The sequence below is a fragment of the Sneathiella glossodoripedis JCM 23214 genome, from assembly GCF_000616095.1.
GTDB classification, from domain to species: domain Bacteria; phylum Pseudomonadota; class Alphaproteobacteria; order Sneathiellales; family Sneathiellaceae; genus Sneathiella; species Sneathiella glossodoripedis.
Genome location: NZ_BAMS01000001.1, coordinates 402,138 through 427,283, shown reverse-complemented (window position 1 = coordinate 427,283; position 25,146 = coordinate 402,138). Strand labels below are relative to the sequence as shown.

General features: G+C 47.2%; 20 protein-coding genes, 1 tRNA gene and 1 pseudogene. 11 read left to right on the top strand and 11 right to left on the bottom strand.

The genetic code is table 11. From position 1 onward, the window contains the following. Positions 1-48 precede the first annotated feature (48 nt). Entirely contained in the window at positions 49-1,512 is a 1,464-nt protein-coding gene (locus JCM23214_RS02115; RefSeq protein WP_199899222.1) for a short-chain fatty acyl-CoA regulator family protein, read from the top strand. Positions 1,513-1,782: 270 nt separating this feature from the next. Here JCM23214_RS02115 and JCM23214_RS02105 read toward each other — a convergent pair whose 3' ends face one another. Then, the gene (locus tag JCM23214_RS02105; protein WP_025897282.1) at positions 1,783-2,343 is read right to left on the bottom strand and encodes an RNA 2'-phosphotransferase; all 561 of its coding nucleotides are present in this window, start codon (positions 2,341-2,343) and stop codon (positions 1,783-1,785) included. Between the two features lie 21 nt (positions 2,344-2,364). Continuing rightward, positions 2,365-2,697, bottom strand: coding sequence for a hypothetical protein (locus tag JCM23214_RS02100; RefSeq protein WP_025897281.1), 333 nt, complete (start codon positions 2,695-2,697; stop codon positions 2,365-2,367). Between the two features lie 83 nt (positions 2,698-2,780). Here JCM23214_RS02100 and JCM23214_RS02095 point away from each other — a divergent pair, with 83 nt between their 5' ends. Both JCM23214_RS02095 and JCM23214_RS26425 read left to right on the top strand, forming a co-directional pair. Further along, entirely contained in the window at positions 2,781-4,229 is a 1,449-nt protein-coding gene (locus JCM23214_RS02095) for a Hint domain-containing protein (RefSeq protein ID WP_025897280.1), read from the top strand. A 146-nt stretch (positions 4,230-4,375) separates the two neighbouring features. Further along, positions 4,376-4,850 (top strand): annotated as a pseudogene (locus JCM23214_RS26425) (IS6 family transposase); the annotation flags it as partial. Positions 4,851-5,111: 261 nt separating this feature from the next. Here JCM23214_RS26425 and JCM23214_RS02090 read toward each other — a convergent pair. After that, positions 5,112-5,198: transfer RNA gene (locus JCM23214_RS02090), tRNA-Leu, on the bottom strand. A 172-nt stretch (positions 5,199-5,370) separates the two neighbouring features. On the opposite strand from JCM23214_RS02090, the gene JCM23214_RS23745 reads away from it, so the two are divergent. The 8 genes from JCM23214_RS23745 to JCM23214_RS02055 all read left to right on the top strand — a co-directional run bounded on the left by JCM23214_RS23745 (position 5,371) and on the right by JCM23214_RS02055 (position 15,650). Further along, complete coding sequence (locus JCM23214_RS23745) at positions 5,371-5,790, top strand: SDR family NAD(P)-dependent oxidoreductase (RefSeq protein ID WP_199899221.1); 420 nt, start codon at positions 5,371-5,373, stop codon at positions 5,788-5,790. Continuing rightward, positions 5,787-6,266: a Rossmann-fold NAD(P)-binding domain-containing protein gene (locus tag JCM23214_RS23740; protein WP_199899220.1), complete on the top strand. Its 480-nt coding sequence runs from the start codon at positions 5,787-5,789 to the stop codon at positions 6,264-6,266. The genes JCM23214_RS23745 and JCM23214_RS23740 overlap by 4 nt, the downstream gene beginning before the upstream one ends. A 488-nt stretch (positions 6,267-6,754) precedes the next feature. Further along, positions 6,755-8,188 carry an NAD(P)-dependent oxidoreductase gene (locus JCM23214_RS02080; protein ID WP_025897279.1) on the top strand — a complete coding sequence of 478 codons (1,434 nt, stop codon included), beginning with the start codon at positions 6,755-6,757 and terminating at the stop codon, positions 8,186-8,188. Between the two features lie 11 nt (positions 8,189-8,199). Then, a complete protein-coding gene (gene gltB / locus JCM23214_RS02075) occupies positions 8,200-12,756 on the top strand; it encodes a glutamate synthase large subunit (RefSeq protein WP_037492556.1) in 4,557 nt (1,518 codons plus the stop codon). Between the two features lie 245 nt (positions 12,757-13,001). Further along, on the top strand, positions 13,002-13,274 hold the full coding sequence (locus JCM23214_RS02070) for a hypothetical protein (RefSeq protein ID WP_025897276.1): 273 nt from the start codon (positions 13,002-13,004) through the stop codon (positions 13,272-13,274). A gap of 72 nt (positions 13,275-13,346) precedes the next feature. Next, the gene (gene fzlA / locus JCM23214_RS02065) at positions 13,347-14,015 is read left to right on the top strand and encodes an FtsZ-binding protein FzlA (RefSeq protein ID WP_025897275.1); all 669 of its coding nucleotides are present in this window, start codon (positions 13,347-13,349) and stop codon (positions 14,013-14,015) included. A 5-nt stretch (positions 14,016-14,020) separates the two neighbouring features. Next, positions 14,021-15,169, top strand: a complete 1,149-nt coding sequence (gene queG, locus JCM23214_RS02060; protein WP_025897273.1) for a tRNA epoxyqueuosine(34) reductase QueG — start codon at positions 14,021-14,023, stop codon at positions 15,167-15,169. After that, positions 15,162-15,650, top strand: a complete 489-nt coding sequence (locus JCM23214_RS02055; protein WP_025897272.1) for a class I SAM-dependent methyltransferase — start codon at positions 15,162-15,164, stop codon at positions 15,648-15,650. Before queG ends, JCM23214_RS02055 begins: the two co-directional genes overlap by 8 nt. A 39-nt stretch (positions 15,651-15,689) precedes the next feature. On the opposite strand, the gene xth is transcribed toward JCM23214_RS02055, so the two are convergent. The 8 genes from xth to JCM23214_RS02015 all read right to left on the bottom strand — a co-directional run bounded on the left by xth (position 15,690) and on the right by JCM23214_RS02015 (position 24,998). Further along, positions 15,690-16,487, bottom strand: a complete 798-nt coding sequence (gene xth, locus JCM23214_RS02050; RefSeq protein WP_025897271.1) for an exodeoxyribonuclease III — start codon at positions 16,485-16,487, stop codon at positions 15,690-15,692. 24 nt (positions 16,488-16,511) lie between these two features. After that, positions 16,512-17,108 carry a hypothetical protein gene (locus tag JCM23214_RS18665; protein ID WP_025897270.1) on the bottom strand — a complete coding sequence of 199 codons (597 nt, stop codon included), beginning with the start codon at positions 17,106-17,108 and terminating at the stop codon, positions 16,512-16,514. Between the two features lie 69 nt (positions 17,109-17,177). Next, positions 17,178-17,786: a LolA family protein gene (locus JCM23214_RS02040; protein ID WP_025897269.1), complete on the bottom strand. Its 609-nt coding sequence runs from the start codon at positions 17,784-17,786 to the stop codon at positions 17,178-17,180. Positions 17,787-17,866: 80 nt separating this feature from the next. Further along, positions 17,867-20,272: a DNA translocase FtsK gene (locus JCM23214_RS02035; RefSeq protein ID WP_025897268.1), complete on the bottom strand. Its 2,406-nt coding sequence runs from the start codon at positions 20,270-20,272 to the stop codon at positions 17,867-17,869. Positions 20,273-20,281: 9 nt separating this feature from the next. Then, positions 20,282-21,472 carry an aminotransferase class I/II-fold pyridoxal phosphate-dependent enzyme gene (locus JCM23214_RS02030; RefSeq protein ID WP_025897267.1) on the bottom strand — a complete coding sequence of 397 codons (1,191 nt, stop codon included), beginning with the start codon at positions 21,470-21,472 and terminating at the stop codon, positions 20,282-20,284. 349 nt (positions 21,473-21,821) lie between these two features. Continuing rightward, positions 21,822-23,051, bottom strand: a complete 1,230-nt coding sequence (locus JCM23214_RS02025; protein ID WP_025897266.1) for an ammonium transporter — start codon at positions 23,049-23,051, stop codon at positions 21,822-21,824. A 278-nt stretch (positions 23,052-23,329) separates the two neighbouring features. Continuing rightward, positions 23,330-24,649: an ammonium transporter gene (locus JCM23214_RS02020; RefSeq protein WP_025897264.1), complete on the bottom strand. Its 1,320-nt coding sequence runs from the start codon at positions 24,647-24,649 to the stop codon at positions 23,330-23,332. Positions 24,650-24,659: 10 nt separating this feature from the next. Further along, on the bottom strand, positions 24,660-24,998 hold the full coding sequence (locus JCM23214_RS02015; RefSeq protein WP_025897262.1) for a P-II family nitrogen regulator: 339 nt from the start codon (positions 24,996-24,998) through the stop codon (positions 24,660-24,662). Positions 24,999-25,146: the final 148 nt, after the last annotated feature.

Sequence of the window (25,146 nt, the reverse complement as noted above, 5' to 3'; positions counted from 1 at the left end):
TCTTGCATTTACAATATTTGCAGATTAATTTGGTGGGAAGGCCTGAAAATGCGAGCATTTGTGAAGGCTCTTGGAAATTTTGCAAAGATTGCGAAGATTATGAAAAAAGTTTTTCTGGGTGGTCGTATCCGTCGTTTGCGTGAAGAACTCGGATTAACTCAAGCGGCCCTTGCAAAGCGACTGGAAATATCTCCCAGCTATCTCAATCAGATAGAACGGAACCAGCGTCCCCTCACGGTTCAGATATTGCTCAGAATTAACCAGGAATTTGGGTTGGATATCCAGTTCTTTTCAGAAGAAGGTGATGCGCGACTGGTAGCGGAGCTGAGAGAAGCATTTCCCCAAGGGTCAGGTATTACCGCTGAGCAAATTCGAAATCTTGTTGAAAATCTTCCAGAAATTGCGAGACAGGTTATTTCCCTTCACCGTGATTTTAAAAAGCAGGAAGAGCTTACCCATACCCTTACGCTTGGGGGTGAGGCATCTGGTGCCTATCCATCGCTTACCTCATACGAAGCAGTTCGTGATTTTTTCTATGATAATCATAACTTTTTTCCGGAATTTGATCAGTTGGCGGAAGATCGTTTTGAGGAGCTTAAACTGGAAATTGGGCAGCAGCTGAAGGGGTTGTCACAATATTTCAGCAAAATCGGGATCAAAATTGCAGAGAATGAGTCGTTCGAAACCGGCCGTTTGCGTCACTATGATTCCGCAGCACGAACACTTTACCTGTCCAAGGCGCTCAACGAAGGGCAAAAAGCCTACCAGATGGCAACTCAGCTTGCATTATTGGAGCATGAAGATGCCATAAATGGATTACTTCAAAACAGTCGGTTCACAGAATTTACAATTGAGGGAACCATCAAGCTTGCGAAGGTTGGACTGGCTAACTATTTTGCCGCGGCTTTGCTCATGCCCTATCAACAGTTCTGGAAGGACGCCGAGGCGTGCTCTTATGATATTGAATGGCTGGGACATCAGTATTCGCTGGGGTATGAGACAATATGTCACCGACTGAGTACGTTGCAAAGGCCGACGAAGCGCGGAATTCCCTTCTTCTTCCTTCGGGTTGATCGGGCAGGGAATATTTCCAAACGGCAATCCGCAACGGATTTTCATTTTTCGAAAATTGGTGGCAGTTGCCCTTTATGGAAAGTGCATTCGGCATTCGACCATCCGGGAGAAATATTGACCCAATTGGCAGAAATGCCAGATGGCCGTCAGTATTTCTGGGTCACCCGTACGGTAACTAGCGGGCATGGGCGATACGGGGCTCCCAAAAAGACATTTGCCATTGCGCTTGGCTGTGATGTTCAGCATGCCCATCGCCTGATCTATTCGAAAGGGCTTGATATCAACAATCCCGAAGATGCGACACCCATTGGCGCAGGGTGCAAGGTCTGTCCACGTGAAGCCTGCTCCCAGCGTGCTTTTCCAATGGCAGGCCGCCGACTGGAAGTGAACACCGATTTAACCGGCTTCTCACCTTACTCGCTTCCCGCAAAGAAGTAACCATTGTCAGAGGAAAATTGCTTGTGGCTTGGTGACGTTAGTTTTACCGTCGCCAAATGAAAATCCATTTTGTTATTTAAAGACTTCACCTGAAATCATTCGCTTGGCCGTGTTGATGCATGTCCGTTATCCGTTGTCACTGCGTCAAGTTGAAGACCTTCTTCACGAAAGGGGTGTCGCAACCCGCTATTTTAAGTTCGGTTCATCTTATTTCGCTATGGTCAAACTCGCTGCAATACATATTTGGCTCAGATTTAATGAGTCTACGGCCTAGTTTTTTGCTATCTCTTTAATACAAAAGCTTGGAATAGCGTTGGAGAGCCATACACCGTTTTTTTCTCGACTAAACTGGACAGAGTTTTTTCTGGCAAGAATTGTATCGATTTGCAAAACAACTGGGTTTTTAGATTTTCGAGCACCAACTTTCCGTGCCACTTGAGCATTATTAGACATGTGGACATATTGCCTGCTCTGCGGATTTAAGCCTTCCTCCTTAATTATTGCCCAAGCATCTGGGGAAGTCCCATGAAACAAGTGATCTGGAACACCAGTCATTTCAATAGTTTTATTTATTTTTTTTTTCGTAGAATGACCGTACGTCGCTCTAATTTGACCCGACTTAATCTCATGTCTTACTTTGTCACTAGATTGAATGGCACTAGTAATATCTTCTATTTCAATAGCTGAGAAAACAGGTGCTTGACGTTTTATTCCTTCAATCAATGTTTGAATTGGTGCCCAACCATTTGAATCAAGTTTAATTCCGTATTTCTCGGGCTCATGTCGTAATGCATGGGAGATTACTTTGCTAAGGCGTTTATAGTTTAGCATGGGTTTCTGACATCATTGGATTTAGTTGGCAATTGTACTGGCTATATTTATCTTGCTTGAGGTCACTATAAATGCTCCAAAATCTTCACAATACCCGATGTACAAATAGTCTATTTTGTTTTCGGCTTTTCTCTCTTCAATTTGATTGAGTTTATACAGTTCAAAGCTACCTAAAGCATGTGTCTGAGAAAATTCAAACTTCTGTACTTTAGGGAATTCAAAGCGCTTGCAGACTGTTTCTTTATTTTTGGAGAACGTTTCAATTTCAATTGCTAAGGTATAGCCATCGAAGTTTAGTTTTGCTTCACAAACTCTGTATCCAATTGGGCAAAGATCAATAAAATTGGTTGGCATGAAATAACACGGTTCAAGTTGTTGAAAAATAGCTGGTAGTTGAATAAAGTAACAATCCCTTAATCTAAATGGTGGAATTCTCAATGTCTGATAGTATCCAAGAACTGATCGAAAATAGCTACTTAAAACTGCAGCAGGCATTTGAAACTTACCAAGGCTATAAGCCATATGAATATCAGCTAACTTTAGCAAATAAATTTATTGATTGGTGGGGTGAGGGGCCGACTGCGTCTGAAACAGCTAGGATTGTAAATGACAATTACCAAAAACTACTTAGATATGATAGAGCATACTATTCAGGTGAGATTGATAAAAATCAGTGGTTAAGTCGCACTGAACTAGCAAATATCGAATATAGATCTGCAATGCGAACCAATGGAGATATTGTAACTGATATCTTTGAGCTTGTTAGTCTCGCTGCTTTTGATTTTCTTCCAAAGCTTGTTTATAGTGGTCGGCCGCTACGATTGGCGCAAGCTGATTTTAGCGAATCTTTTTCCGCCTATGGAAGAAGTGACTATTCAGCAAAATTTGGAACAGCTATTGAGACTATAGATGATAGGAGTCGTTTGCTTCGTACTGGGGCTGTAACCGTCAATGATCTCCCTGTACACATTGTAACTATTGATGGTGTTGATATTGTACATAATACCCGCACCTATCAGGCCCTAAAGAGGGCAGGAATTAGCCATTCTGAAATGAAGTTCATTAATTCTACCGATGATCCAGTAATACTTGAGCTAACTAAGAGGCAATTGGAAAGGCTTAGGGGCGAAATCCCAGACGCAGAATTAGGAATTGAGCCTGAAGATGTTAAATCAAATGGTAAAATCTTTAAACCAATTGAACGTTGCTTTTCTGCTGGCACGCTGATCGATATGGCCGACGGATCGCAGAAGCCGATTGAATCCATCGAGATCGGCAACGAGGTTGCGGCCTATGATCCGGGAGCCAATTACGGACTTGGCGGATTGCGGTCGGCGAAGGTGACCCGGACCATGACCAATATCGTGGATGATCTCCTTGATTTTCATGGGGTTAAGATGACACCGGGCCATTCGACCTTGTGTGGCGATGGGCCGAACAAGGGCGCGCATATACCGCTTATGGATATTATCCTTGCTGATGGGGCTGTAGTGGATCGGGATGGAAGACTTATCCGGGCGGCGACCAACCTGCCGGTGGGAAGTGAAGGGGACCGGTTTATTGAGGTCGCCTATATCACTGACAAATCACAAGATGTTTATTCTCATGCTAAAATGCGCCTTGGTACCCTGATGGTGGGTCAGGACGGCAAGGGTGACTGGCGGATTATGGACGCGCTTAAAAATGAAGGCTATCAGATTTTTGAGACGGGCCTTATTGCGAAAGACGGGGAAGAGCCTCATCCGCTCTACTGGTTCGGTGAGGTGCCGGAACCGGCAGACTATATCCTTAATAAAAGCAGGCTGACCCTGTCCGATCTCTATTCAGAAGACGGTACCCTAACGGATACCCGCATCCCCCTTCATGCTGGCATGAGTGTGCAGTAAATAAGACCAGTAGGCTACTTTAAAAGAGATGCTACGGCATTGTCAGAGGAAAATTGCTTGTGGCTTGGTGACGTTAGTTTTACCGTCGCCAAATGAAAATCCATTTTGTTATTTAAAGACTTCACCTGAAATCATTCGCTTGGCTGCAATGGAAATGGCATCTGGACGAAGTTTTCGTCAGGATTAACGGTGAATTATATTATCTATGGCGAGCAGTGGATCACGAAGGAGAGGTTCTCGAAGAGTTCGTAACAAAGAGGCGTGATTGGAGAGCTGCACTGACGTTACTGAAGAAAACCATGAAGTGATATGGTTCACCAAAGATTATAGCAACAGACAAACTTCGCTCGTACAGGGCAGCGTTGAAGATGATTGGTATTGAAAATCGCTAGGAGACGGGTCGTTGGCTGAATAATAGAGCGGAAAACTCTCACCAACCGTTCCGACGAGGGGAACAAGCGATGATCAAATTCCGAAGCGTATAATCATTATAGATAGTTGCTTTGACCCAATCTTCAATTCACAACCAATTTCAATCAGGAACGGCACCTCAACAGCCGCAAAAGCTTCGAGTTAAAACGTGAAGTAGCCCTTGCCGAGTGGCGGCAACTTGCCACCTAAAAAAATAGCGTCCCACCTTTTATCACTACTTAATGGTTTTCCTCTGGCAAAGCCCTTTTGGAATATGTACCGGAGCTGAGATTCTTTGTTTCAGAACCCTGTCAACGTATAGTGGTTTGGCCACAACAGCCTTTCCGAGAAAGGTCAGGTCAATTAATGGTCAACAGTATAAATTAAGAGGCTTTAGGAAGTCACTATACCAGTTCTCTTTACTCCTCTGAATGGAGTGTTTGTTCTATTAATTTCAATAAACTTGAGAGATGGTGCCCAGGAGAAGACTCGAACTTCCACTTCCATACGGAAACTAGCACCTGAAGCTAGCGCGTCTACCAATTCCGCCACCTGGGCACAGGCTGCGTGGCACTCTGATATAAATATAGGGGTTGCCTGTCAACATTCTTTTGAAAAGATTCAAAAATATTTGTGCTTTTGGCTTGGCGGGCGCGGGATATGCCGTTAAATAGCAGTCATCAAACAGGGAAACACAGGTTTCCAAACTGAGCATGAGAGGGTAGCGATAATGTCAACGCAACTGATTACCATCTTTGGAGGTTCCGGCTTTATTGGGCATCACCTTGTTGGCCGACTGGCCGCGCAGGGGCACCGGATCAGGATTGCTGTGCGCGACACCGAAAAAGCGGCCGCGTTGATGACGCAGGGTAATGTCGGGCAGATTGTCGGCGTCCAGACCAATATTCGCAATCGGGCCTCTATTGAGAGAGCTGTGGCTGGTGCAGATATTGTCATTAATCTGGTTGGGTTGTTGTATGAAGCAGGCGCCCAGAAATTTGACGCCGTACACAGAAACGGTGCGGCTATGGTGGCAGAGGCGGCAGCTGCTGCAGGAGCTAAGCAACTTGTGCATATGTCGGCGCTTGGAGCGGATGTGAAGAGCCTTCTAAATATGCCCGCACGAAAGCGGAGGCAGAGGCCGCCGTGACCGAGGCATTTCCGGGAGTTAGTATTATTCGCCCGTCCGTCGTGTTTGGTTGTGATGATAGTTTTACCCTGAAATTTGCAAGCCTTAGCACATTTTCGCCGGTCTTACCGTTGCTGGAAGGCGGGAAAAATTTGATGCAGCCAGTATTTGTTGAAGACCTGGCAGAGGCCATTGTTAAAATCATTAACACGCCTGAGGCGCAAGGCAAGGTCTATGAATTTGGTGGGCCAGAGCAGCTTTCACTTGCGGAGATAATTGGTCGGATCACAAATGTAACCAAGCGCAAAGTTTTCATTTTACCGCTGCCAGAGGGGCTGATGAAGATTGCTGGTTTTGTATTGGGACTGCTTCCCGGTGCGCCAATGCTAACAATTGATCAGGTGAAATTGTTGAAGAGCGATAATATCGTATCAGGATCTGAGGCTGGTTTTGCTGAATTGGGAATTACACCAACCCGATTTAGCCGGTCGCCTTGAGCTATCTGAAACGCTTCCAAAAAGGTGGTGGTTTAAGCGAACTGCACGCTTAAATTCGCCTAAATAATCTTCTGAAAAGCCGCCACACGAAATGTTGGCGGCTTTTTTTGTGCGAATTTCACAGATTCTTTAAAATCGCTTGGCGATTGAGTAATATTATTTCTATAGGTCCGTTTCGGAACTATAATTTTCCGAATTCTGGAAAATATTTGTAGAATTCCCGAGATTCTGTGATGGTTTTTTGAAAAATAGGTCACTATTGTTGACTAATATGTGTGAATTTGCTAGTCAAAGATAGAGCTAGAGAGTAAATTCAGGTATCCACTTCATTTCGAAGACGGTGCATGGTCTGATGGCAACCGGGAAACAGCAAGGAATTGCTGGTCGATTGCGACAGCTTCATCGGTCAGGATGGCTGATCAAAAATCAGAAAACGCCGAAGAGTTAAATTATAAACCGGTATTTCCGGGAGTGAGTTAGAGACGCCAATGTCAAAAAAAATGTTGAAATTTGTCACGTTGGAAAAACAGATGCCCGCAAAGAGGGAAGCATCTGAGCGGCGTGAGGACTTTAACGAGATTTATGATGAGTTTGCTCCCGAAAAAGCGGTTGAGCAGGCAAGTCGCTGTTCGCAGTGCGGTATTCCTTTCTGTCAGGTTCATTGCCCTGTACAGAATAATATCCCGGACTGGCTCAACCTGACGGCAAGTGGTCGTCTTGAAGAGGCGTATGAACTTAGTCAGTCAACAAACAGCCTGCCTGAAATCTGTGGCCGAATTTGTCCGCAGGACCGCTTGTGTGAAGGCTCTTGTGTGATCGAAAAAGGTTTCTCCTCGGTCACAATCGGCGCTGTGGAAAAATATATCACGGATACTGCGTGGGAAAATGGCTGGGTTAAACCCAATGCCCCAAGAGTAGAGCTCGATCAATCGGTTGCGATTATAGGCGCTGGTCCAGGTGGTATGGCCGCTGCTGATGAAATGCGCAAAAGAGGGTATCAGGTTCATGTTTACGATCGCTATGATCGTGTGGGCGGATTGCTGGTTTACGGTATTCCAAGTTTTAAACTTGAAAAGGACGTTGTGGAACGCCGGGCCAAACTGCTTGCCGATGGTGGTGTAACATTCCACCTGAATTTCGAAGTAGGCCGGGATGCAACACTTTCAGAGCTGCGTGAAAAACATGATGCAATTATTATTGCGACCGGTGTTTACAAGGCGCGTGATATTTCCCTGCCCGGTAGCGGACAAAAAGGCATTGTTCCGGCGCTCGACTATTTGACAGCTTCCAATCGCAAGGGTCTTGGCGATGAGGTGCCAGCCTTTGATAGTGGTGAGTTGAATGCTGATGGGAAGGATGTCGTTGTCATTGGCGGTGGTGACACGGCGATGGACTGTGTTCGCACGGCTGTTCGTCAAGGCGCTAAATCGGTGAAATGTCTGTATCGCCGGGATCGCAAAAACATGCCAGGCTCCTTGCGGGAGACAACCAACGCCGAAGAGGAAGGTGTGGAGTTTGTCTGGTTAAGTGCGCCGAAAGCCTTCCACGGAGATGGAGAGGTTACTGCAGTTCGGGCGATCGAAATGCATTTGGGAATCGCAGATTCAACTGGCCGTCAGGTTCCTGTCGAGATTGAAGGATCTGAGTTTAATGTCCCGTGTGATCTGGCGATCAAGGCACTTGGTTTTGATCCCGAAGATATACCGACGCTGTTTGATGAGCCCAAACTTGCGGTTTCACGTTGGGGGACAATCGAAGCAGACCCGGTCAGCAAGATGACCAATCTTGAAGGGGTATTTGCCATTGGCGATATCGTTCGCGGGGCTTCACTTGTTGTTTGGGCCATTCGCGATGGCCGTGATGCGGCCGTATCTGTTACCAATTATTTGCGCCAGGCAGCCACTCAGGCCAAAGCGTCCTGAGGGAGTTAGAGATGAGTAAGATGAAAAAAGAAATGATGGAATTGTCAGGCGAACAGTTTGTGAAAAGCTGGGCGGAAAATGCTGAACATCTAGCTAAAAACGGTCTCTATGATCCAGCAGAAGAGCATGACAACTGTGGTGTTGGCCTTGTCGCGTCTATGGATGGATCTGCAAGTCGCAAAGTTGTGGAAGCTGGTATTGATGCTTTGAAGGCAGTTTGGCATCGCGGTGCTGTGGATGCGGATGGAAAAACCGGGGATGGTTGCGGAATACACGTGCAAATCCCGCAGGATTTTTTCAAGGAACATATCGCACGTACGGGGCATGAGCCACTGGACGGTAAACTCGCTGTTGGCATGATTTTCCTGCCGCGGACAGATTTTGAAGCTCAGGAAACTTGCCGGACGATTGTGGAATCAGAAGTCCTCAAATTTGGTTATTACATTTACGGTTGGCGTCAGGTCCCTGTGGATGCAAGCATCATAGGGGAGAAAGCTAATGCGACGCGCCCTGAAATTGAGCAAATCATGATCGCCAATAATCGGGGTGTGGACGATGAAACGTTTGAGCGTGAGCTTTATGTAATTCGTCGGCGTATCGAAAAAGCAGTTCTGAACGCCCATATCACCGGGTTCTATGTGTGTACTCTGTCCTGCCGTTCCATAATTTACAAAGGAATGTTTCTGGCAGAGCAGCTATCCTCTTTCTATCCGGATCTGCTGGATGAGCGCTTTGTGTCCAACTTTGCCATTTATCATCAGCGCTATTCCACCAATACATTTCCCACATGGCATTTGGCACAGCCTTTTCGCGTACTTGCGCACAATGGTGAGATCAATACCATTCGCGGCAACATCAACTGGATGAAGAGCCACGAAATCCGTATGGCCCACAAAACATTTGGCGATCATTCGGATGATGTGAAACCAATTATTCAGGCCGGTAGCTCCGATAGTGCGGCGCTGGATGCTGTATTTGAGGTACTGGTGCGCGCGGGGCGTAGTGCCCCTATGTCTAAAACCCTTCTTATTCCGGAAAGTTGGTCAAACTCACCATCTATGCCAGAGGCGCATAAAGCTTTATATGCTTATTGTAACTCTGTTATGGAGCCATGGGATGGGCCTGCTGCGATCTGCGCCACAGACGGGCGGTGGGTTATTGCCGGACTTGATCGCAATGGATTGCGCCCACTTCGCTATACTTTGACCAAAGACGGTATGCTGGTTGTTGGGTCAGAGACAGGAATGGTGCCTGTCAATGAACTGAACGTGGTCCGCAAGGGTCGTGTTGGACCCGGTGAAATGATCGGCGTCGATCTGAAAAAAGGTAATTTTTACGCCTCACGTGAGCTTAAAGACAAGATGGCTGCAGCGCATCCATTTGAAAAATGGGTGGAAAATGTTGTCGAGCTGGAAGAAACACTCACTGACGTCAAGGAAGAGCGAAAATTTGATCGCAAGGAATTGCGTGAGCGCCAGATGTGCGCTGGTTGGAGCATTGAAGATCTTGAGCTGATACTGCAGCCCATGGCGGAAGAAGGTAATGAGGCTGTTGGGTCTATGGGTGATGATACACCCCTTGCCGTTTTGTCAAAAAAATACCGCGGCCTACATCACTACTTCCGTCAGCGGTTCAGTCAGGTGACCAACCCGCCAATTGACAGTTTGCGTGAGCGGGCGGTGATGACCCTGAAAACCCGTCTTGGTAACCTCAATAATATTCTTGATGAGGATCCAAGTCAGGCCGAAATTCTGTCACTTGAAAGTCCGATTTTGACTAGTGGTGAGTTTGAAGCCATGCAGCGCTACATGGGGGACGATTGCCATGTTATTGACTGTACCTTCGACGTAAATGGTGGTCAAAATGCGCTATCGCAAGCGCTTCGCAGAATTCGCGATGAGGCAGAAGACGCAGTTCGCGGCGGTTGTGCACATTTGATCCTGAGCGACATGGATGCAACTGCAGAACGCGCTCCAATCCCCAGTATTCTGGCCGCAGGGGGTGTTCATACTCATCTTGTAAATGAAGGCCTTCGGACGTTCACGTCGATCAATATCAGGACAGCAGAATGTCTGGATGTACAGTATTTTGCCGTGTTGGTAGGTGTGGGTGCAACCACAATCAACCCTTATCTTCTGCAGGATTCAATTGTTGATCGTTTTGAGCGGAACCTGTTTGAAGGTCTGGACCTGAATACGTGCCTTACCAATTTCAAGAAAGCCGTCGACAAGGGACTGCTGAAAGTCATGTCCAAAATGGGCATTTCTGTTCTGAGCTCCTACCGTGGTGGTTATAATTTTGAGGCGGTTGGCCTATCCCGTGCTCTGGTAGCTGAATTTTTCCCTGGTATGCCATCCAGGCTGTCTGGGATTGGTTTGCCCGGTATTCAGCAGATGGTGATAGAACAACATCGCAAAGCCTATATGGAAGATGTAGTGGCGTTGCCAATCGGCGGTCTTTATAGGAACCGGGCAAGCGGCGAGGTACATTCTTTCGATGGCGAGCTGATCCATATTTTGCAAAGTGCTGTGGAGAAGGACAGCTACTCTCTTTACAAGAAATACAGTGAAGGGCAACGGAAACTGCCGCCGGTGAATTTGCGTGATTTGCTTGACTTTAAATCTGACCGTAAACCAATTCCGATTGATGAGGTTGAAAGTATCACAGAAATCAGGAAACGGTTTGTAACGGGTGCAATGAGCCTTGGTGCCCTCTCTAAAGAGGCGCATGAAACACTTGCGATTGCGATGAACCGTATTGGTGCAAAATCCGATAGTGGTGAAGGCGGTGAAGATGTGAATCGCTTTACGCCGAGACCTAATGGAGATAACGCCAATTCTGCGATCAAACAGGTAGCTTCCGGACGATTTGGCGTGACTGCAGAATATCTCAATAACTGTGAAGAAATTGAGATTAAAGTCGCTCAAGGTGCTAAACCGGGTGAAGGCGGTCAGCTGCCGGGCTTTAAGGTCTCTGAAATGATCGCTAAATTGCGCAATTCCACTCCTGGTGTGACGCTTATTTCACCGCCACCTCATCATGATATTTATTCTATCGAGGATCTGGCGCAGCTGATTTATGATTTGAAACAGATTAACCCAGAAGCGCGCGTCTGCGTGAAGTTGGTAGCTGAAGCGGGAATTGGAACGGTTGCCGCAGGTGTGGCCAAGGCTAAAGCCGATGTGATTATGATTTCTGGTAACTCCGGTGGTACTGGTGCGAGCCCGCAGACATCTGTCAAATATGCCGGCGTTCCATGGGAAATGGGTTTGCCCGAGGTTAATCAGGTTCTGACACTGAACAAATTACGACATTCCGTACTACTTCGTGTGGACGGTGGTATGAAGACCGGACGGGACATTGTTATTGGCGCTATGATGGGCGGTGAGGAATATGGTCTCGGAACTGGTGCACTGGTTGCGCTGGGTTGTATTCTTGTTCGTCAGTGTCATTCAAACACCTGTCCTGTCGGAATTTGCACACAGGATGAAGAGCTGATCAAAAAGTATGAGGGTACGGCTGATAAGGTCGTCAATCTGTTTAGTTTCTTGGCCGAAGAGGTTCGTGAAATCCTTGCGTCCCTTGGCTATAGATCACTTGAGGAGATCATTGGGCGTAGTAATCTGCTTACACAGGTGAGCCGCGGTGCTGCACATCTGGATGATCTCGATCTGAACCCGCTTCTCGCAGAAGCCGATGCGGGTGACAAACCGCGCTATTGTACGAATACAGGACCGGTTCCTGTTCCGGAAACTCTTGATGCGCAGATGATCATGGATGCGGCAAACGTCTTTAATAAAGGCGGTGAAAAGCGTCAGTTGGCCTATAGCATTCGGAACACTCACCGTGCGATCGGAACGAAATTGTCTTCGCAGATTGTACGCACTTTTGGCATGACCGGACTTGAGCCAGGTCACATCACTGTGCGCTTGCGTGGCTCTGCTGGTCAGTCTTTGGGCGCCTTCGCTGTTCAGGGTCTTAAGCTAGAGGTTCTGGGGGATGCCAATGATTATTGCGGTAAGGGACTTTCGGGCGGAACAATCGTTGTTCGGCCCATGACATCCAGTCCGATTACTTGGAATGAAAACACAATCATTGGCAACACAGTGCTTTATGGAGCTACGTCAGGATATCTGTTTGCAGCCGGTCAAGCTGGTGAGCGCTATGCCGTGAGAAATTCAGGTGCCATTTCGGTCATTGAAGGGTGCGGTACAAATGGCTGTGAATATATGACGGGTGGTAAGGTCGTTATACTGGGAGCAGTAGGGGGTAACTTCGCTGCGGGTATGACCGGTGGAATGGCCTTTGTTTATGATGAAAATAATAGTCTGCCGACCAATATTAATGCTGAAAGCGTTGTTTATCAGCGGCTGCAATCAAGTTATTGGGAAGAAGATCTCAAGGCACTGGTTCAGGAGCATTACGAGAAAACTGGATCCCCAATGGCAGAGCGGTTGCTCGCCCATTGGGAGATGGAGCGCGGCCATTTCTGGCAAGTTTGTCCAAAAGAAATGATTGCGAAATTGGAGCATCCCCTGTCGGATGAAGAGGCGCGGGAGACCGCGTGATTTCCCAGAAAAACCGGTGATGAAAATCACCGGTTTTTTTGTGCCGGGTTAGTTTTTTATGCCGGGCTAAGGGAAAAATTTTCCCCTGATAGCAAAATCAGAATACTTGTTCGTTAAAGGACTGTTTTCAAGTTGGTTGTTATTTGACAGGAATTACAGCGGTTTGAGCTCATTTTGCACGGACGATGAAAGTCGGCACGAAGTTTGCTTTTCATGTCGTATCAGTAGTCAGGAGAGAATATTCCATGCAACAAATTCCGTTCACAATTTCACCATCAACACCTGAAAATCTGGATCGTTTTGATGATCCTATAATTGACCGCTCCGATGTGATGTGGGCAGCGCGTCGCTTTATCCTGTTATTTGGAGAACAGGCACCGGAAATTGCAAAAAAAGAGATTAACCGTCTTGATCTGGCAGGAAAGTTACATATCGCTGAAATGTTTACACGCGTGCATGAAGAATGTGTGCGGCTGTTAAAGCTCAGTGAAAAGTATCGTTTACGGGATGTCCATTAAAATTCACCGAAAAATGACCTAAAGCTCAATCAGGCTATTCTCCTTGCAGGCGGTGTGAGTTATGGTGTGCGCATGCGTACACTATTTCATTTCTGGATAATACCTGCTTGCCGCAAAGTGCGATTGGCACTGAACGAAAAGGGGTTAAAATATGACCTTGTTGTTGAAAAGCCGTGGGAGCACCGGGATGCCTTTTTGGCATTAAATCCAGCGGGTGAAGTCCCCGTTTTAAAGGATGAAAACGGAACGGTTCTGGCTGATAGTCAGGCCATTGTCGAATATCTTGAAGAAACCTATGAAGATGTTCCTCTCTTGCCAAAAGACGTCAAAGACAGGGCTGAAACCCGCCGTTTGATTGGCTGGTTTGACCACAAATTTCGCGAAGAAGTGACAGACAATCTGGTGGAAGAGAAAATTCTCAAGCGCCTGACCCGAACAGGTACACCGAACACGGCTGCTATTCGTGCAGGACATCACAATATTCATTATCACCTTGATTATATTGAATATTTGACCGAGAGACGGAACTGGTTGTCGGGTGATGAGCTAACCTTGGCAGACATCTCAGCGGCTGCGCAGATTTCCGCAGTTGATTATCTTGGGGATGTACCTTGGGACCAACATCCGGGAGCTAAGGTGTGGTACTCAAGGATCAAGTCCCGGCCAGCATTTCGGCCTATTTTGGCAGATAATTTGCCCGGTATGCCTGCACCAGCGCATTATGCTGATCTGGATTTTTAATTTGTATGACGATGGATCTGACCGCGGAGCAGAAACAGGACCTGATAAATTTTGCATTGGAGCAGGGTTTTGATGTTATACGGGTTACTGATGCGGATCTTGGTCCAATTCCGGGTGAGCGTTTCGAGGCTTTTTTGAAAGCTGGTTATCACGGAGATATGGACTGGCTGGAAGCTCGAAAAGAGTGGCGAAAAAATCCGGTTGAGTTGTGGCGAGATGCTAAATCAGCGCTGGTCTTGGGATTGAACTACGGCCCGGATCAGAACCCTTTACAACATATCAGTAATCCTGATGTGGGGGTTGTCTCTGTTTATGCCCGCGGCCGGGATTATCATGACATTATTAAAAAACGGCTGAAAAAAATTGCCCGCCATATGGTCGCGACATATCAAGGCGATGTGAAAGTTTTTGTGGATACTGCGCCGGTTATGGAAAAACCACTTGCTGCCGCAGCCGGTCTTGGTTGGCAGGGAAAGCACACCAATTTGCTTAGTCGGCAGTTTGGGTCCTGGTTATTTTTGGGTGTAATCCTGACAACTTTGAAGATTAAGCCAGATGAACCAGAGACCGGAGGGTGTGGCCGGTGCACAGCTTGCCTTGATGCCTGTCCGACAAATGCGTTTATCAGTCCTTATCAGATGGATGCACGGCGCTGTATTTCCTATCTTACTATTGAAACCCGCGAACATATTCCCAGGGAAATGCGACCGCTTATCGGGAATAGAATTTATGGGTGTGACGATTGTCTTGCTGTCTGTCCATGGAATAAATACGCCAGCAATTCTAAAGAATTGAAGTTGCAAGCGAAGCAAGAACTGAACGGTCCGAGCTTAAGCGATCTGCTTAAACTTGATGATGCATCATTTCGTGAGCTGTTTAGAGGTTCTGCCGCAAAACGTCTTGGACGAAACCGGTTTATTCGGAATGTGATCATTGCCACTGGTAATAGCGCAAATAATGTATATGTGAAGCAGTTACTGGATTTACTGCGTGACCCGGCCTCTATGGTCAGGTTGGCTGCGGTTTGGGCATTGGGACGACTGACGTCGAAAACGCAGTTTGAAAATGTCTATAGTGTAAATATAGGAAATGAACTGGACCCTGCTGTTGTTGAGGAATGGCAGTTATCGCTGAAAGAGTTTGAAAATGAGTAGACTGGATAGTTTCATCAGGAGAGTAAGTGCGCAGCGCGATTGCCTCAACATGGTGTCAAAGGAAATGCAGGGGCGTACGGGAATAGTGTTGGAGTTCGGTCTGGGTAACGGGCGAACATATGATCATTTGAGAAGTTTGTTTGGACCTGAGGATATTTATGTTTTTGACCGTCAGGTGAATGCCCACCCGGATTGTATTCCCGATGATGATCATATGATACTTGGGGATGTGTTGCAGACTTTACCGGCTTTTGTTGATCGCTTTGAAGGTAGAGCAAAACTTGCACATTGCGATATTGGTACCGGTGACAAGGAAGCGAGTATTGCGCTTGCCATGAAAATGAGCGTTTATTTGAATAAACTGGTACAAACGGGCGGCTACATTGTCAGTGATCAGGATATCCAGGTCGATGGATGGGTTGTTCAGCCTCTGCCTGAAGGTGTTAAGCCGGGCAGGTATTTTATTTATCAAAAAACATAGATGATTTCACTGCGCCGATTTGCAGTGATTAATCCTGAATTAAAGGTCCAGATCGAAATCCATAAAGACCGGCGCGTGATCAGATGGTTTTTCCAATCCCCGTATATCCAAATCGACAAACATTGATTTAAGTGACTGCTTCAAGGCAGGGGTTACCCAGATATGGTCCAGGCGACGGCCCTTGTTTGAAGCCCGCCAATCACGGGCGCGATAGCTCCACCAACTGAAAAGCGGATCAGTAGCTGGAACGAATTCCCTCATGGCATCTATCCAGTCATGGGAGGCCTGCATTCGATTTAGATACTCCACCTCAATTGGTGTGTGACTAACTACCTTGAGTAATTGCTTGTGGCTCCAAACATCCTGTTCAAGAGGAGCAATATTGAGATCTCCGACAAGAATAAATTTGTTCTCAGGGTGTTTTTTCTCGGTAAACCATTCGGTTACTTCGTCGATGAAAGCCAGTTTATGGGCAAATTTATCATTTAGTTCCGCATCCGGAACATCACCACCGGCAGGAATGTAGAAGTTATGAATAATTGTTCCGTTTTCAAAACGAACTGCTAAATGCCTTTTGTCGTCCTTGCTGCACCACAATGGGCTTTCTTCAATTGTGAAGGGGGATCGAGCGAAAATAGCTACCCCGTTATAGCTTTTCTGCCCCGCAATAGCCGAGTATTCGTAACCCAGCTTATTGAATGTTTTCATTGGGAAGTCATTATCGACAACTTTGGTTTCCTGCAAACAGATAACATCCGGATTATGGGATTCTACCATTTTTTCAACATGGGCGAGGCGAGCGCGAACAGAGTTGATATTCCAGGTAACCAAACGCATTTTATTTTTCCATTATTGGTTAGATTAAAAAAGATTGAAGCTGCTGCCTGTGATGGCGATAGGCCAGCGTCCCAATTCAAACAGTTTGTATTTCAGGGCAAAGGGGTGGGTATCTTCTTCACCTGCGGCCAAAACCAACGCGGCTTGATGGCAAGTCTGGATACCCGAACCAATGGCGGCACGGATCAGTTCTTCATCTTCAATACCCTCTTCCTCGGCAAGGTTTTCAACCGCATTTTGAATAAGTGGGGATGCCGTTGCGGATATATGAGTGAGGGCAGCCGTCAGATCTTCCTCTGAGATAAGTTCCAGTGCACTGGCGGTGAGACCAACACGAATTTGTTCTTCGGTCTCCCACCACAGGGAATTGAAATCTGGATTGGCTGCGGCGTAGGCAGCATCTTCCCAGTTGTCTATAGGTGCAATAAGCGTTCCTGGAAAGCCCAGTGTCTCAACATAAAATTCCGCTGTGCGAAGGGTCGCGGCACCCATCGGCAAGCCAACAGATCGAAACCAGTTAACGGCGGGAAGCAGTTTATTAAAGCGAACGACTGAGACGAGCGTGGGGTAGTCGTTCAGGTCAGGCAGGTCTTCAAATTCGTCGTTTGGGTCAAACGTCATTGCAATCGAAAATCCGAAAATTGGAATAAGGAAGATATGAATAACATGCCTTAATTCGATTTGAAACGGTTAGTCATAACTTGGGTCTGTTAAGACAAATAATTTTGGCTCAAAACTGAGACCTTCTTCCACTTCTGAGATGGCTACACTTGTTGTACTTCCCTGTGCGTCGGTGACGAGCCATTTTCGCAATTCGAACGGCGCTAATGTGAAGACGAGTGTTAGTCCACCCTGATCCGGCTCATCAGTGTCGATTATATTGATCCGCAAAATGCCACCATCTTTTTCAACTGATGTGACAGTTACATCTCCTTTCAATTCGACTTTTTCCTTCAGGATGACTGAAATGGGTGTCGAGTAAAGCGGGATCCTGTTTGTCTCTTCTAGCTCTTTGTCGTGGAAAACGAGCCAAGTACCGTCTGCGACAACAAGAATTTGTGCGGGGGGATCATATTCAAAGCGGGCGCGACCGGGTCGATTAATTAAAACCGTCCCGCGTGCATACTGACCTTCAGCATTTATTTGAAGAAAACGCGCTTTAAGCGTTGTAATTTCGTTTAGATAAGCTTCAACACGGGCCACACTCTCCTGATCATCCAGTGAAAGTTCAGCGGCCTTTGTGCCGGTGACTTGAAAGGAGAGTATTAGTGCAATGAAGAGCCATTTGTATACGCGCATTCATTCAATCCGTTTATGTTTAGTGAGTAAGCTTTCAACACAGGTAATCAGACAAATGGTCAAAACAATGGCAAAATGCTTTAACTTTCACGATCATCGATGTTTCTGGCTAGAACCTCGCGCTTTCCAACGTGATTGGCAGAGCTGATAACCCCCTGTTTTTCCATCTCGTCAATGATCCGCGCGGCCCTGTTATATCCAATTTGTAAATGGCGCTGCACAAAACTGGTTGAAGCTTTTCGTTCGCGGCAGACAAGTGCGACGGCCTGATCATAGAGGGCGTCATCCATTCCACCGCCACCACCGCTCGCGCCGGATCCGGTGTCCAAACCGGGAATATCCACTTCACTCTCTTCAGTGACTTCTTCCAGATAATCGGGCGCACCCTGTTCTTTAAGGAAAGCAACGACCTGTTCAACTTCTTCGTCTGAAACGAAAGGTCCGTGAACACGTTGGACACGACCAGCGCCCGGCATGAATAACATGTCACCCTGTCCGAGCAATTGTTCAGCTCCCTGTTCTCCCAGAACAGTACGGCTGTCAATTTTCGAAGTAACCTGGAAACTAATTCGGGTTGGAAAGTTAGCCTTGATGGTGCCTGTAATCACGTCCACTGAAGGTCGCTGTGTGGCCATAATTACATGTAGACCCGCAGCCCTTGCCATCTGCGCGAGCCGTTGCACTGTCGCTTCAATTTCCTTGCCGGCGACAATCATAAGGTCAGCCATTTCATCTACGATGATAACGATCATGGGAAGCGGTTCGGTGTCGAGAACCCTTTCTTCGAAAACAGGCTCACCTGTTGTCGCATCAAATCCTGTTTGTACCGTTCTCTTTATTTCTTCGCCGCGTTTGGCTGCCTCACGGATGCGCTGGTTATAGCCGTCAATATTTCGAACCCCGAGCTCGGCCATCTTGCGATAGCGGTTTTCCATTTCCTTTACAGCCCATTTAAGAGCGCTCACCGCTTTCGTCGCTTCTGTAACAACTGGTGCTAGCAGGTGAGGTATCCCATCGTAGACGGAAAGCTCCAGCATTTTTGGGTCGATCATGATGAAACGGCATTGTTCCGGCGGCAGGCGATACAGCAAGCTCAGTATCATGGTGTTTACAGCAACTGATTTACCCGACCCTGTTGTACCGGCTATCAGCAGATGCGGCATTCGTGCCAGATCAGCAACTACGGGATCACCGCCAATATCCTTACCCAATGCCAGTGTGAGTTTTGAATTGTTGCTTTCGTAGGTGGCTGTGGAGAGTAACTCGCGCAGGAGAACTGTTTCGCGGCGTTGGTTTGGCAATTCAATACCAATTGCATTGCGACCCGGGATCACGGCAATACGAGTTGAAATCGCACTCATTGAGCGCGCGATATCATCCGCCAGCCCGATGACACGGGAACTTTTCAGTCCGGGGGCTGGTTCCAACTCGTAAAGGGTGACCACCGGCCCCGGGCGAACTCTGGTGATTTCTCCTTTGATACCATAGTCATCAAGTACCCCTTCCAGCATTCGAGCGTTATTCTGCAACGCTTCTTCACTAAGCGGTTTGTTGACCAGTTTGCTGTCTGGTAACGCCAACAGGCTCAGGGGAGGAAGCTGGTATACATCTGAAGGCCCAAGATCCAGTGCAGCCTGTTTTTCCGCAGCTACCCGTTTACTTGCTTTGACTTTGGTGGAGCGAGTTTCAATTTTCGGCTCTTTACTTGTTTCCACATTAGGTTCAACAGCTTTTTTGCGCTTAGCCGTTTTTTTGCGAACAGGCGGGGTGTCTTCTGTCGTGCCTCCTAAATCCAGAAGGTCTTCATCTTCATCGCTGGTTTGTTTTTTGAACCGTAAGGAACGAACCGCTGAGGAGGCCTTTACTACAGCGCGACCTCCCGTCATAACTCCGCGGCCAATGGCGAGCCATTCATGTAACGGCAATGCGTAGGCAAACACTAGCAGCGCCATGGAAATCACGCCTAGGGCTATGGCAAGTGCAAATCCCGGTATGGGGGCGCCAACCTGTTGGAACATAACCAGCAAGTTATTGAATATAACCTCACCCACGATTCCGCCGAGCGCCGCATTTAGTGGCCAGTTATCAGGCACCGGAAAAGAAGACAGGGTCGCAGACAAAAAAGAGATTGCAAATGGCATGGCCGCAAGATGTGCCCAGCCCCAGCGCAGTCCACGTTGCGCTCCAATACGCCAGGACCAAGCAAGAATACCAAGAATTAATCCGGCAGACCCCAAACCTATCGTCTGCAGCATCAGGTCCGCTGCGTGGGCACCAATTATACCCAACCAGTTGCTGGGTGCAGTATCAGTTGCATGATTGAAATTTGGATCAGCGACGTCATAAGAGATTAGGGCGACAGTTGCGAGCAAAGCGAGCAGTAGCAATAATATGCCAATTAGCCTGAACGCTAGTCGAGCAAGAAAATCTGTACTGCCACTTGGCAGCAATGAGATGGATTTGGTATCTGAGCCTTTTAGAGTCATAACCTGTTTCTATAAGCAATTCGCAATTCTAGATAAAGCCTCATCCATCATATCTGGATCAAATACCAATGCCACCCGAATATATTCAGACCCGGGATTAAATCCGTTTTCATCTGTTCCGCTTAGGTATTCACCGGGTAATACTCTGATTGCTGCCTCCCGCCAAAGCTTTTTGGTGGCCTCGACGCCATCGCCAACATTTAGCCAGAGAAAAAATCCCCCGGGTGGACGGTAAAAATCGAAACGACCTGCAAGGTGTTTTTCCGCAATATCAATGTTCTTTTGATAAAGCGCACGATTAATTTCTACATGAGTGTCATCTGCCCAAAGAGCCGCAGCTGCCGCGCACACTGGTAAAGGAGAGGCTGCGCCCGCAAAATTTCGCAAATTGATGAATGTTTTAGTAAGTGTTTCATCTCCGACAATAAAACCAGATCGCAATCCTGCCGCACTTGATCTTTTGGATAAGGAGTGAAAAGCCATTAAATTTTCAAGGGAGCCACCTTCTGCTTTGCAGACTTCCAGTATTCCCTGAGGCTGAGCTTTGTCATAAATTTCCGCGTAGCATTCATCCATGATTAGGGTGAAATCGTACTTTCTGGCAAGATTCAAGGCGGTTTTTAAATATTCAAATCCTGCTACAGTTCCTTGCGGGTTTGAGGGGCTGCAGAGATAAAAGGCGGAAGTTCGTTGCAATAATTCTTCGCTTAGCAGATCCAAATCAGGAAAAAAATTCGTATCGCTGGTTGCGTTCAAAAATACTGGCTCTGCCCCGGCCATGATCGCCGATGCGTGATAGACATGATAGTAGGGATTGGGGATCAGGATCGCCGGTTTCTGTTCATTTTCTCTTTTTCGGTCTGTAACGACCTGGGCGAGCATGAAAAGCGCTTCTTTTGTTCCGTTGACAGGTGTAATGTTCGCATCCGGGTCTACGAGTGAATTGTCGAGGTTATAGCGGCGTTGCAACCAACGGCAAATGGAGCGGCGAAGTTCGGGGGTACCATCTACGGGTGGGTATTTTCCATATAAATGGTCAAATTCCCTTAAGGCGTCTTTCATGATTTGCGGAGGCTGGTTTTGAGGCTCCCCAATTGTTAATGCCAACGGCTCCAGATTAGCAGCAGGCTGAATTGGGTCCAGCAATTGCCGCAACGCGACGAACGGTGAATTTCTAAGACTGGCAAGATCAGGATTCATAGATTAGTGGCCTCAGGTCAGAAAGAAGATTGCTGGTTTTCTTGTGCCATCTTCTGAGTGCAATTACACCTGTTTTTTGCTTGTAAAATCGGTTCTGCTATGGATTGCAAGAAAAATGTGACTGTTTGTAACGGAGGTACAAAACGGAAACATGCTATAGCATAGGGCGAATTTTCGGGGGATGGTTTTACATTTGGTTTAGCAAATGCAATTCGGCTAAATTCGGAGTCCACAATATATATGGATGTTTTTGTTTTGTTCCAAGTATTCGCTAAATACTAATAAATTGTATTGCTTTTTGGGGAAAAAAAGCGTTCACGAAATCGTGAACGCTAGAGTTGTAATAAAATTATCTAATATCTTCTTCCGGGTAGGCGCCGATTTTGTGAATACTCAGGTCGGCCCCTTCGAATTCTGATTGTTCATCAAGACGAATGCCCATGGTGGCCTTCAGGATTCCATAAACAACCAGTCCAGCGATCAAAGCGTAAAGGCAACCTGCCACACTGACGATGATCTGAACGGTAAGGCTAACACCGCCGAGACCACCAAGCGCCTCAGCACCAAAAATCCCTGCAGCGATTGCTCCCCATAATCCGCACAGACCGTGGAGTGGCCATACACCCAACACATCGTCGATTTTGAGTTTGTTCTGACAATAGGTAAAAGCGTACACAAACAGTGCGCCCGCCCCGAGCCCTGTTGCCAGGGCGCCAAGAGGGTGCATGATATCTGAGCCAGCGCAGACTGCCACCAGACCCGCTAATGCGCCGTTATGGACAAACCCGGGATCGTTTCTACCTGTTACCAGTGCGGCCAATATTCCGCCAACCATTGCCATGAGGGAATTAAGGGCAACTAATCCAGACACGCCATCGATTGCTTGGGCACTCATGACATTAAAGCCGAACCATCCGATACAAAGGATCCAAGAGCCAAGGGCTAAAAACGGGATATTCGAAGGTGGAATTCCGACCACCCGGCCATCTTTTTTATAACGACCCATTCTGGCCCCGAGCAGATATACAGCGCCGAGCGCGATCCAGCCGCCCACAGCATGTACGACAATAGATCCAGCAAAATCATGAAATCCAACACCAAAGTGATTTTCCAGCATTTCCTGAATTCCGAAATTACCATTCCAGATAATTCCCTCAAACAGTGGGTAGGCAATAGCAGTAAGTACAGCGGTTGCAATCAGTTGAGGCCAGAATTTGGCTCTTTCTGCTATACCACCAGAGATAATGGCCGGTATCGCAGCAGCGAATGTCAGCAGGAAGAAAAATTTGACCAGATCGTAGCCATTGGATGCAAAGCTGTAGCCTTCTGATTGGGTGGAACCCGACAGCACAGCAGCGTTGACCAAAAAGTCAATTCCGTAAGCCACCCCGTATCCGACGAAGAAATAACAGACAGTCGAAACGGCGAAATCGACAAGAATTTTGATTAGTGCATTAACTTGATTTTTGCGTCGGACAGTGCCGACCTCTAAAAAAGCAAATCCGGCATGCATGGCAAACACCATGATGGCTCCCAACAAAATAAACAGGACATCTGTTCCTGTTACTGACGCGTCCATTTTTACACTCCTGTTTTCTGGTCACCAAAATGAGATTTGATCGTAATCTTTTGGCGAGCTCCCTCATTCGATATCGGTCCGATATCTGATGGAGAGGTGTCTATCAAGGAATGTGCCAGTTGAAGGAATGGTGAAAAATGGGGCGTCTGGCTAATTATTACCCAATAAAAAACAGGCAAATGCTCAAATAGTAATCAACATAAGACTAAAATTTGCGCATTTGCCGTTTCAACGGGCAGCTGTAAAGAGGGAGGTACAGCTGCCTGTTTAGAGAATTGTTAGCTGCTTGAGGGGCCAAATTCCGGATAGGCTTCGAGGCCCAATTCCGCTTTGTCCAACCCGCCAAACTCGTCTTCTTCACTAGCGCGGATGCCAACAGTATATTTCAATGCAAGCCAAAGCACGGTGCTTGTAATGATGACAAAGATACCAATTGCGACAATTCCGGTTGCCTGAACAGCGAGACTTGCGTCTGCATCTGTAATGGCCACAGCCAATGTGCCCCAGATACCTGCAACCAGATGAGCTGAAATTGCACCAACCACGTCGTCAATTTTCAGTTTATCCAGAAGTGGTACAGCGAAGACAACCAGTACACCGCCGACAGCACCAATCAGAATCGCCTGACCGATTGTTGGATCGGCTGGCTCTGCTGTAATGGAAACCAGTCCGGCAATTGCACCATTGAGCGCCATAGTCAGGTCAACTTTCTTATAAAGGATCTGAGTGACAATCATTGCGGCGAGAACACCGCCAACAGCTGCCATGTTTGTATTGGCGAATACATTGGCCATTTCGATCACAGATGCCGCGGAACCCAGTGATAGTACTGAGCCGCCGTTAAATCCGAACCAACCGAGCCACAGGATAAATGTGCCCAGAGTGGCGAGTGGCAGATTTGCGCCGGGGATTGGCTGTACTTTTCCATCCGCACTGTATTTTCCTTTGCGGGCGCCGAGAATAATCGCACCTGTCAAAGCGGCCCAGCCACCGACAGAATGGACAAGGGTTGACCCTGCGTAATCGCTGAAACCCATTTCTGCGAGCCAGCCGCCGCCCCATACCCATGAACCCTGGATTGGGTAAATGATGGCTGTGAGAAGGAATACGAATGCTAGAAATGGCCATAATTTGATGCGTTCAGCGACGGCGCCAGATACGATTGAAGCTGCTGTTGCAACAAATACCATTTGGAAGAACCAGTCAGATGAGGCTGAGTAGCCACCCTCAGAAAATGTGCCCGCCAGTGCGTCAGCATCGTCAGGGCCCCAAAACGGACTGAAGCTACCGATAAATCCCGTGACATCCAGATACATCAGGTTGTATCCGACCAGATAAAAAGTCAGCGCGGATACAGAGTACAAAGCTATGTTCTTAAGGCAGATGGTGGCTGTGTTTTTCTTGCGAACAAGACCAGCTTCCAACATGGCAAATCCTGCTGCCATCCACATGACCAGAGCACCGTTCAGAATGAACGAGAAGGAGTTGAAGATATAAGCGGTTTCAGAATCCACGGCGGCATTTGCTATGCCCGGGATCAGCGTCAGCAGAGCAGCTGATGCTGCAACGGCTTTTGTGTTTACTCGAATATTACGCATAGAACTTCTCCTAGAGTGCGTCAGCGTCTGTTTCGCCGGTTCTGATCCGGACGACATTGTTCAAATCGTAGACAAAGATTTTGCCATCCCCTATTTGACCCGTTTTTGCGGTTGTCATGATGGTCTCGACAGCTTGTTCGACAAGGTCATCTTTGACCGCGAGCTCGATTTTGATTTTGGGAAGGAAAGAGATCGCGTATTCAGCGCCTCTATAGATTTCTGTGTGTCCCTTTTGACGACCAAAGCCCTTGACTTCGGTTGCCGTTAAACCGTCAATTCCGATTGATGTCAGAGCATCACGGACATCGTCCAGCTTAAACGGCTTTATAATGGCCATTACCAATTTCATTTTGTTCACCTCTTGGGCTGCCCTTACTTACAGGGCGCTGAACCCTGTTTCGCAGTCTTCTTTACAAGAGGCGTGCCAGTTTTATTGGCATGTATTTTTATGCATTTATTTCAGTGTCTTAGAGGGAGATGTTCTAAATTTTGAGCGG

Bases quoted from the DNA above. Each gene is read 5' to 3' on its own strand.
- JCM23214_RS02020 (WP_025897264.1), bottom strand. From the start codon at position 24,649: ATGCGTAATATTCGAGTAAACACAAAAGCCGTTGCAGCATCAGCTGCT.
- JCM23214_RS02080 (WP_025897279.1), top strand. From the start codon at position 6,755: ATGTCAAAAAAAATGTTGAAATTTGTCACGTTGGAAAAACAGATGCCC.
- JCM23214_RS02115 (WP_199899222.1), top strand. From the start codon at position 49: ATGCGAGCATTTGTGAAGGCTCTTGGAAATTTTGCAAAGATTGCGAAG.
- JCM23214_RS02015 (WP_025897262.1), bottom strand. From the start codon at position 24,998: ATGAAATTGGTAATGGCCATTATAAAGCCGTTTAAGCTGGACGATGTC.
- JCM23214_RS18665 (WP_025897270.1), bottom strand. From the start codon at position 17,108: ATGACGTTTGACCCAAACGACGAATTTGAAGACCTGCCTGACCTGAAC.
- JCM23214_RS23745 (WP_199899221.1), top strand. From the start codon at position 5,371: ATGTCAACGCAACTGATTACCATCTTTGGAGGTTCCGGCTTTATTGGG.
- JCM23214_RS02035 (WP_025897268.1), bottom strand. From the start codon at position 20,272: ATGACTCTAAAAGGCTCAGATACCAAATCCATCTCATTGCTGCCAAGT.
- JCM23214_RS02105 (WP_025897282.1), bottom strand. From the start codon at position 2,343: ATGCTAAACTATAAACGCCTTAGCAAAGTAATCTCCCATGCATTACGA.
- JCM23214_RS02095 (WP_025897280.1), top strand. From the start codon at position 2,781: ATGTCTGATAGTATCCAAGAACTGATCGAAAATAGCTACTTAAAACTG.
- JCM23214_RS02030 (WP_025897267.1), bottom strand. From the start codon at position 21,472: ATGAATCCTGATCTTGCCAGTCTTAGAAATTCACCGTTCGTCGCGTTG.
- queG (WP_025897273.1), top strand. From the start codon at position 14,021: ATGACGATGGATCTGACCGCGGAGCAGAAACAGGACCTGATAAATTTT.
- fzlA (WP_025897275.1), top strand. From the start codon at position 13,347: ATGCGTACACTATTTCATTTCTGGATAATACCTGCTTGCCGCAAAGTG.
- xth (WP_025897271.1), bottom strand. From the start codon at position 16,487: ATGCGTTTGGTTACCTGGAATATCAACTCTGTTCGCGCTCGCCTCGCC.
- JCM23214_RS02055 (WP_025897272.1), top strand. From the start codon at position 15,162: ATGAGTAGACTGGATAGTTTCATCAGGAGAGTAAGTGCGCAGCGCGAT.
- JCM23214_RS02040 (WP_025897269.1), bottom strand. From the start codon at position 17,786: ATGCGCGTATACAAATGGCTCTTCATTGCACTAATACTCTCCTTTCAA.
- JCM23214_RS02070 (WP_025897276.1), top strand. From the start codon at position 13,002: ATGCAACAAATTCCGTTCACAATTTCACCATCAACACCTGAAAATCTG.
- JCM23214_RS02025 (WP_025897266.1), bottom strand. From the start codon at position 23,051: ATGGACGCGTCAGTAACAGGAACAGATGTCCTGTTTATTTTGTTGGGA.
- gltB (WP_037492556.1), top strand. From the start codon at position 8,200: ATGAGTAAGATGAAAAAAGAAATGATGGAATTGTCAGGCGAACAGTTT.
- JCM23214_RS02100 (WP_025897281.1), bottom strand. From the start codon at position 2,697: ATGCCAACCAATTTTATTGATCTTTGCCCAATTGGATACAGAGTTTGT.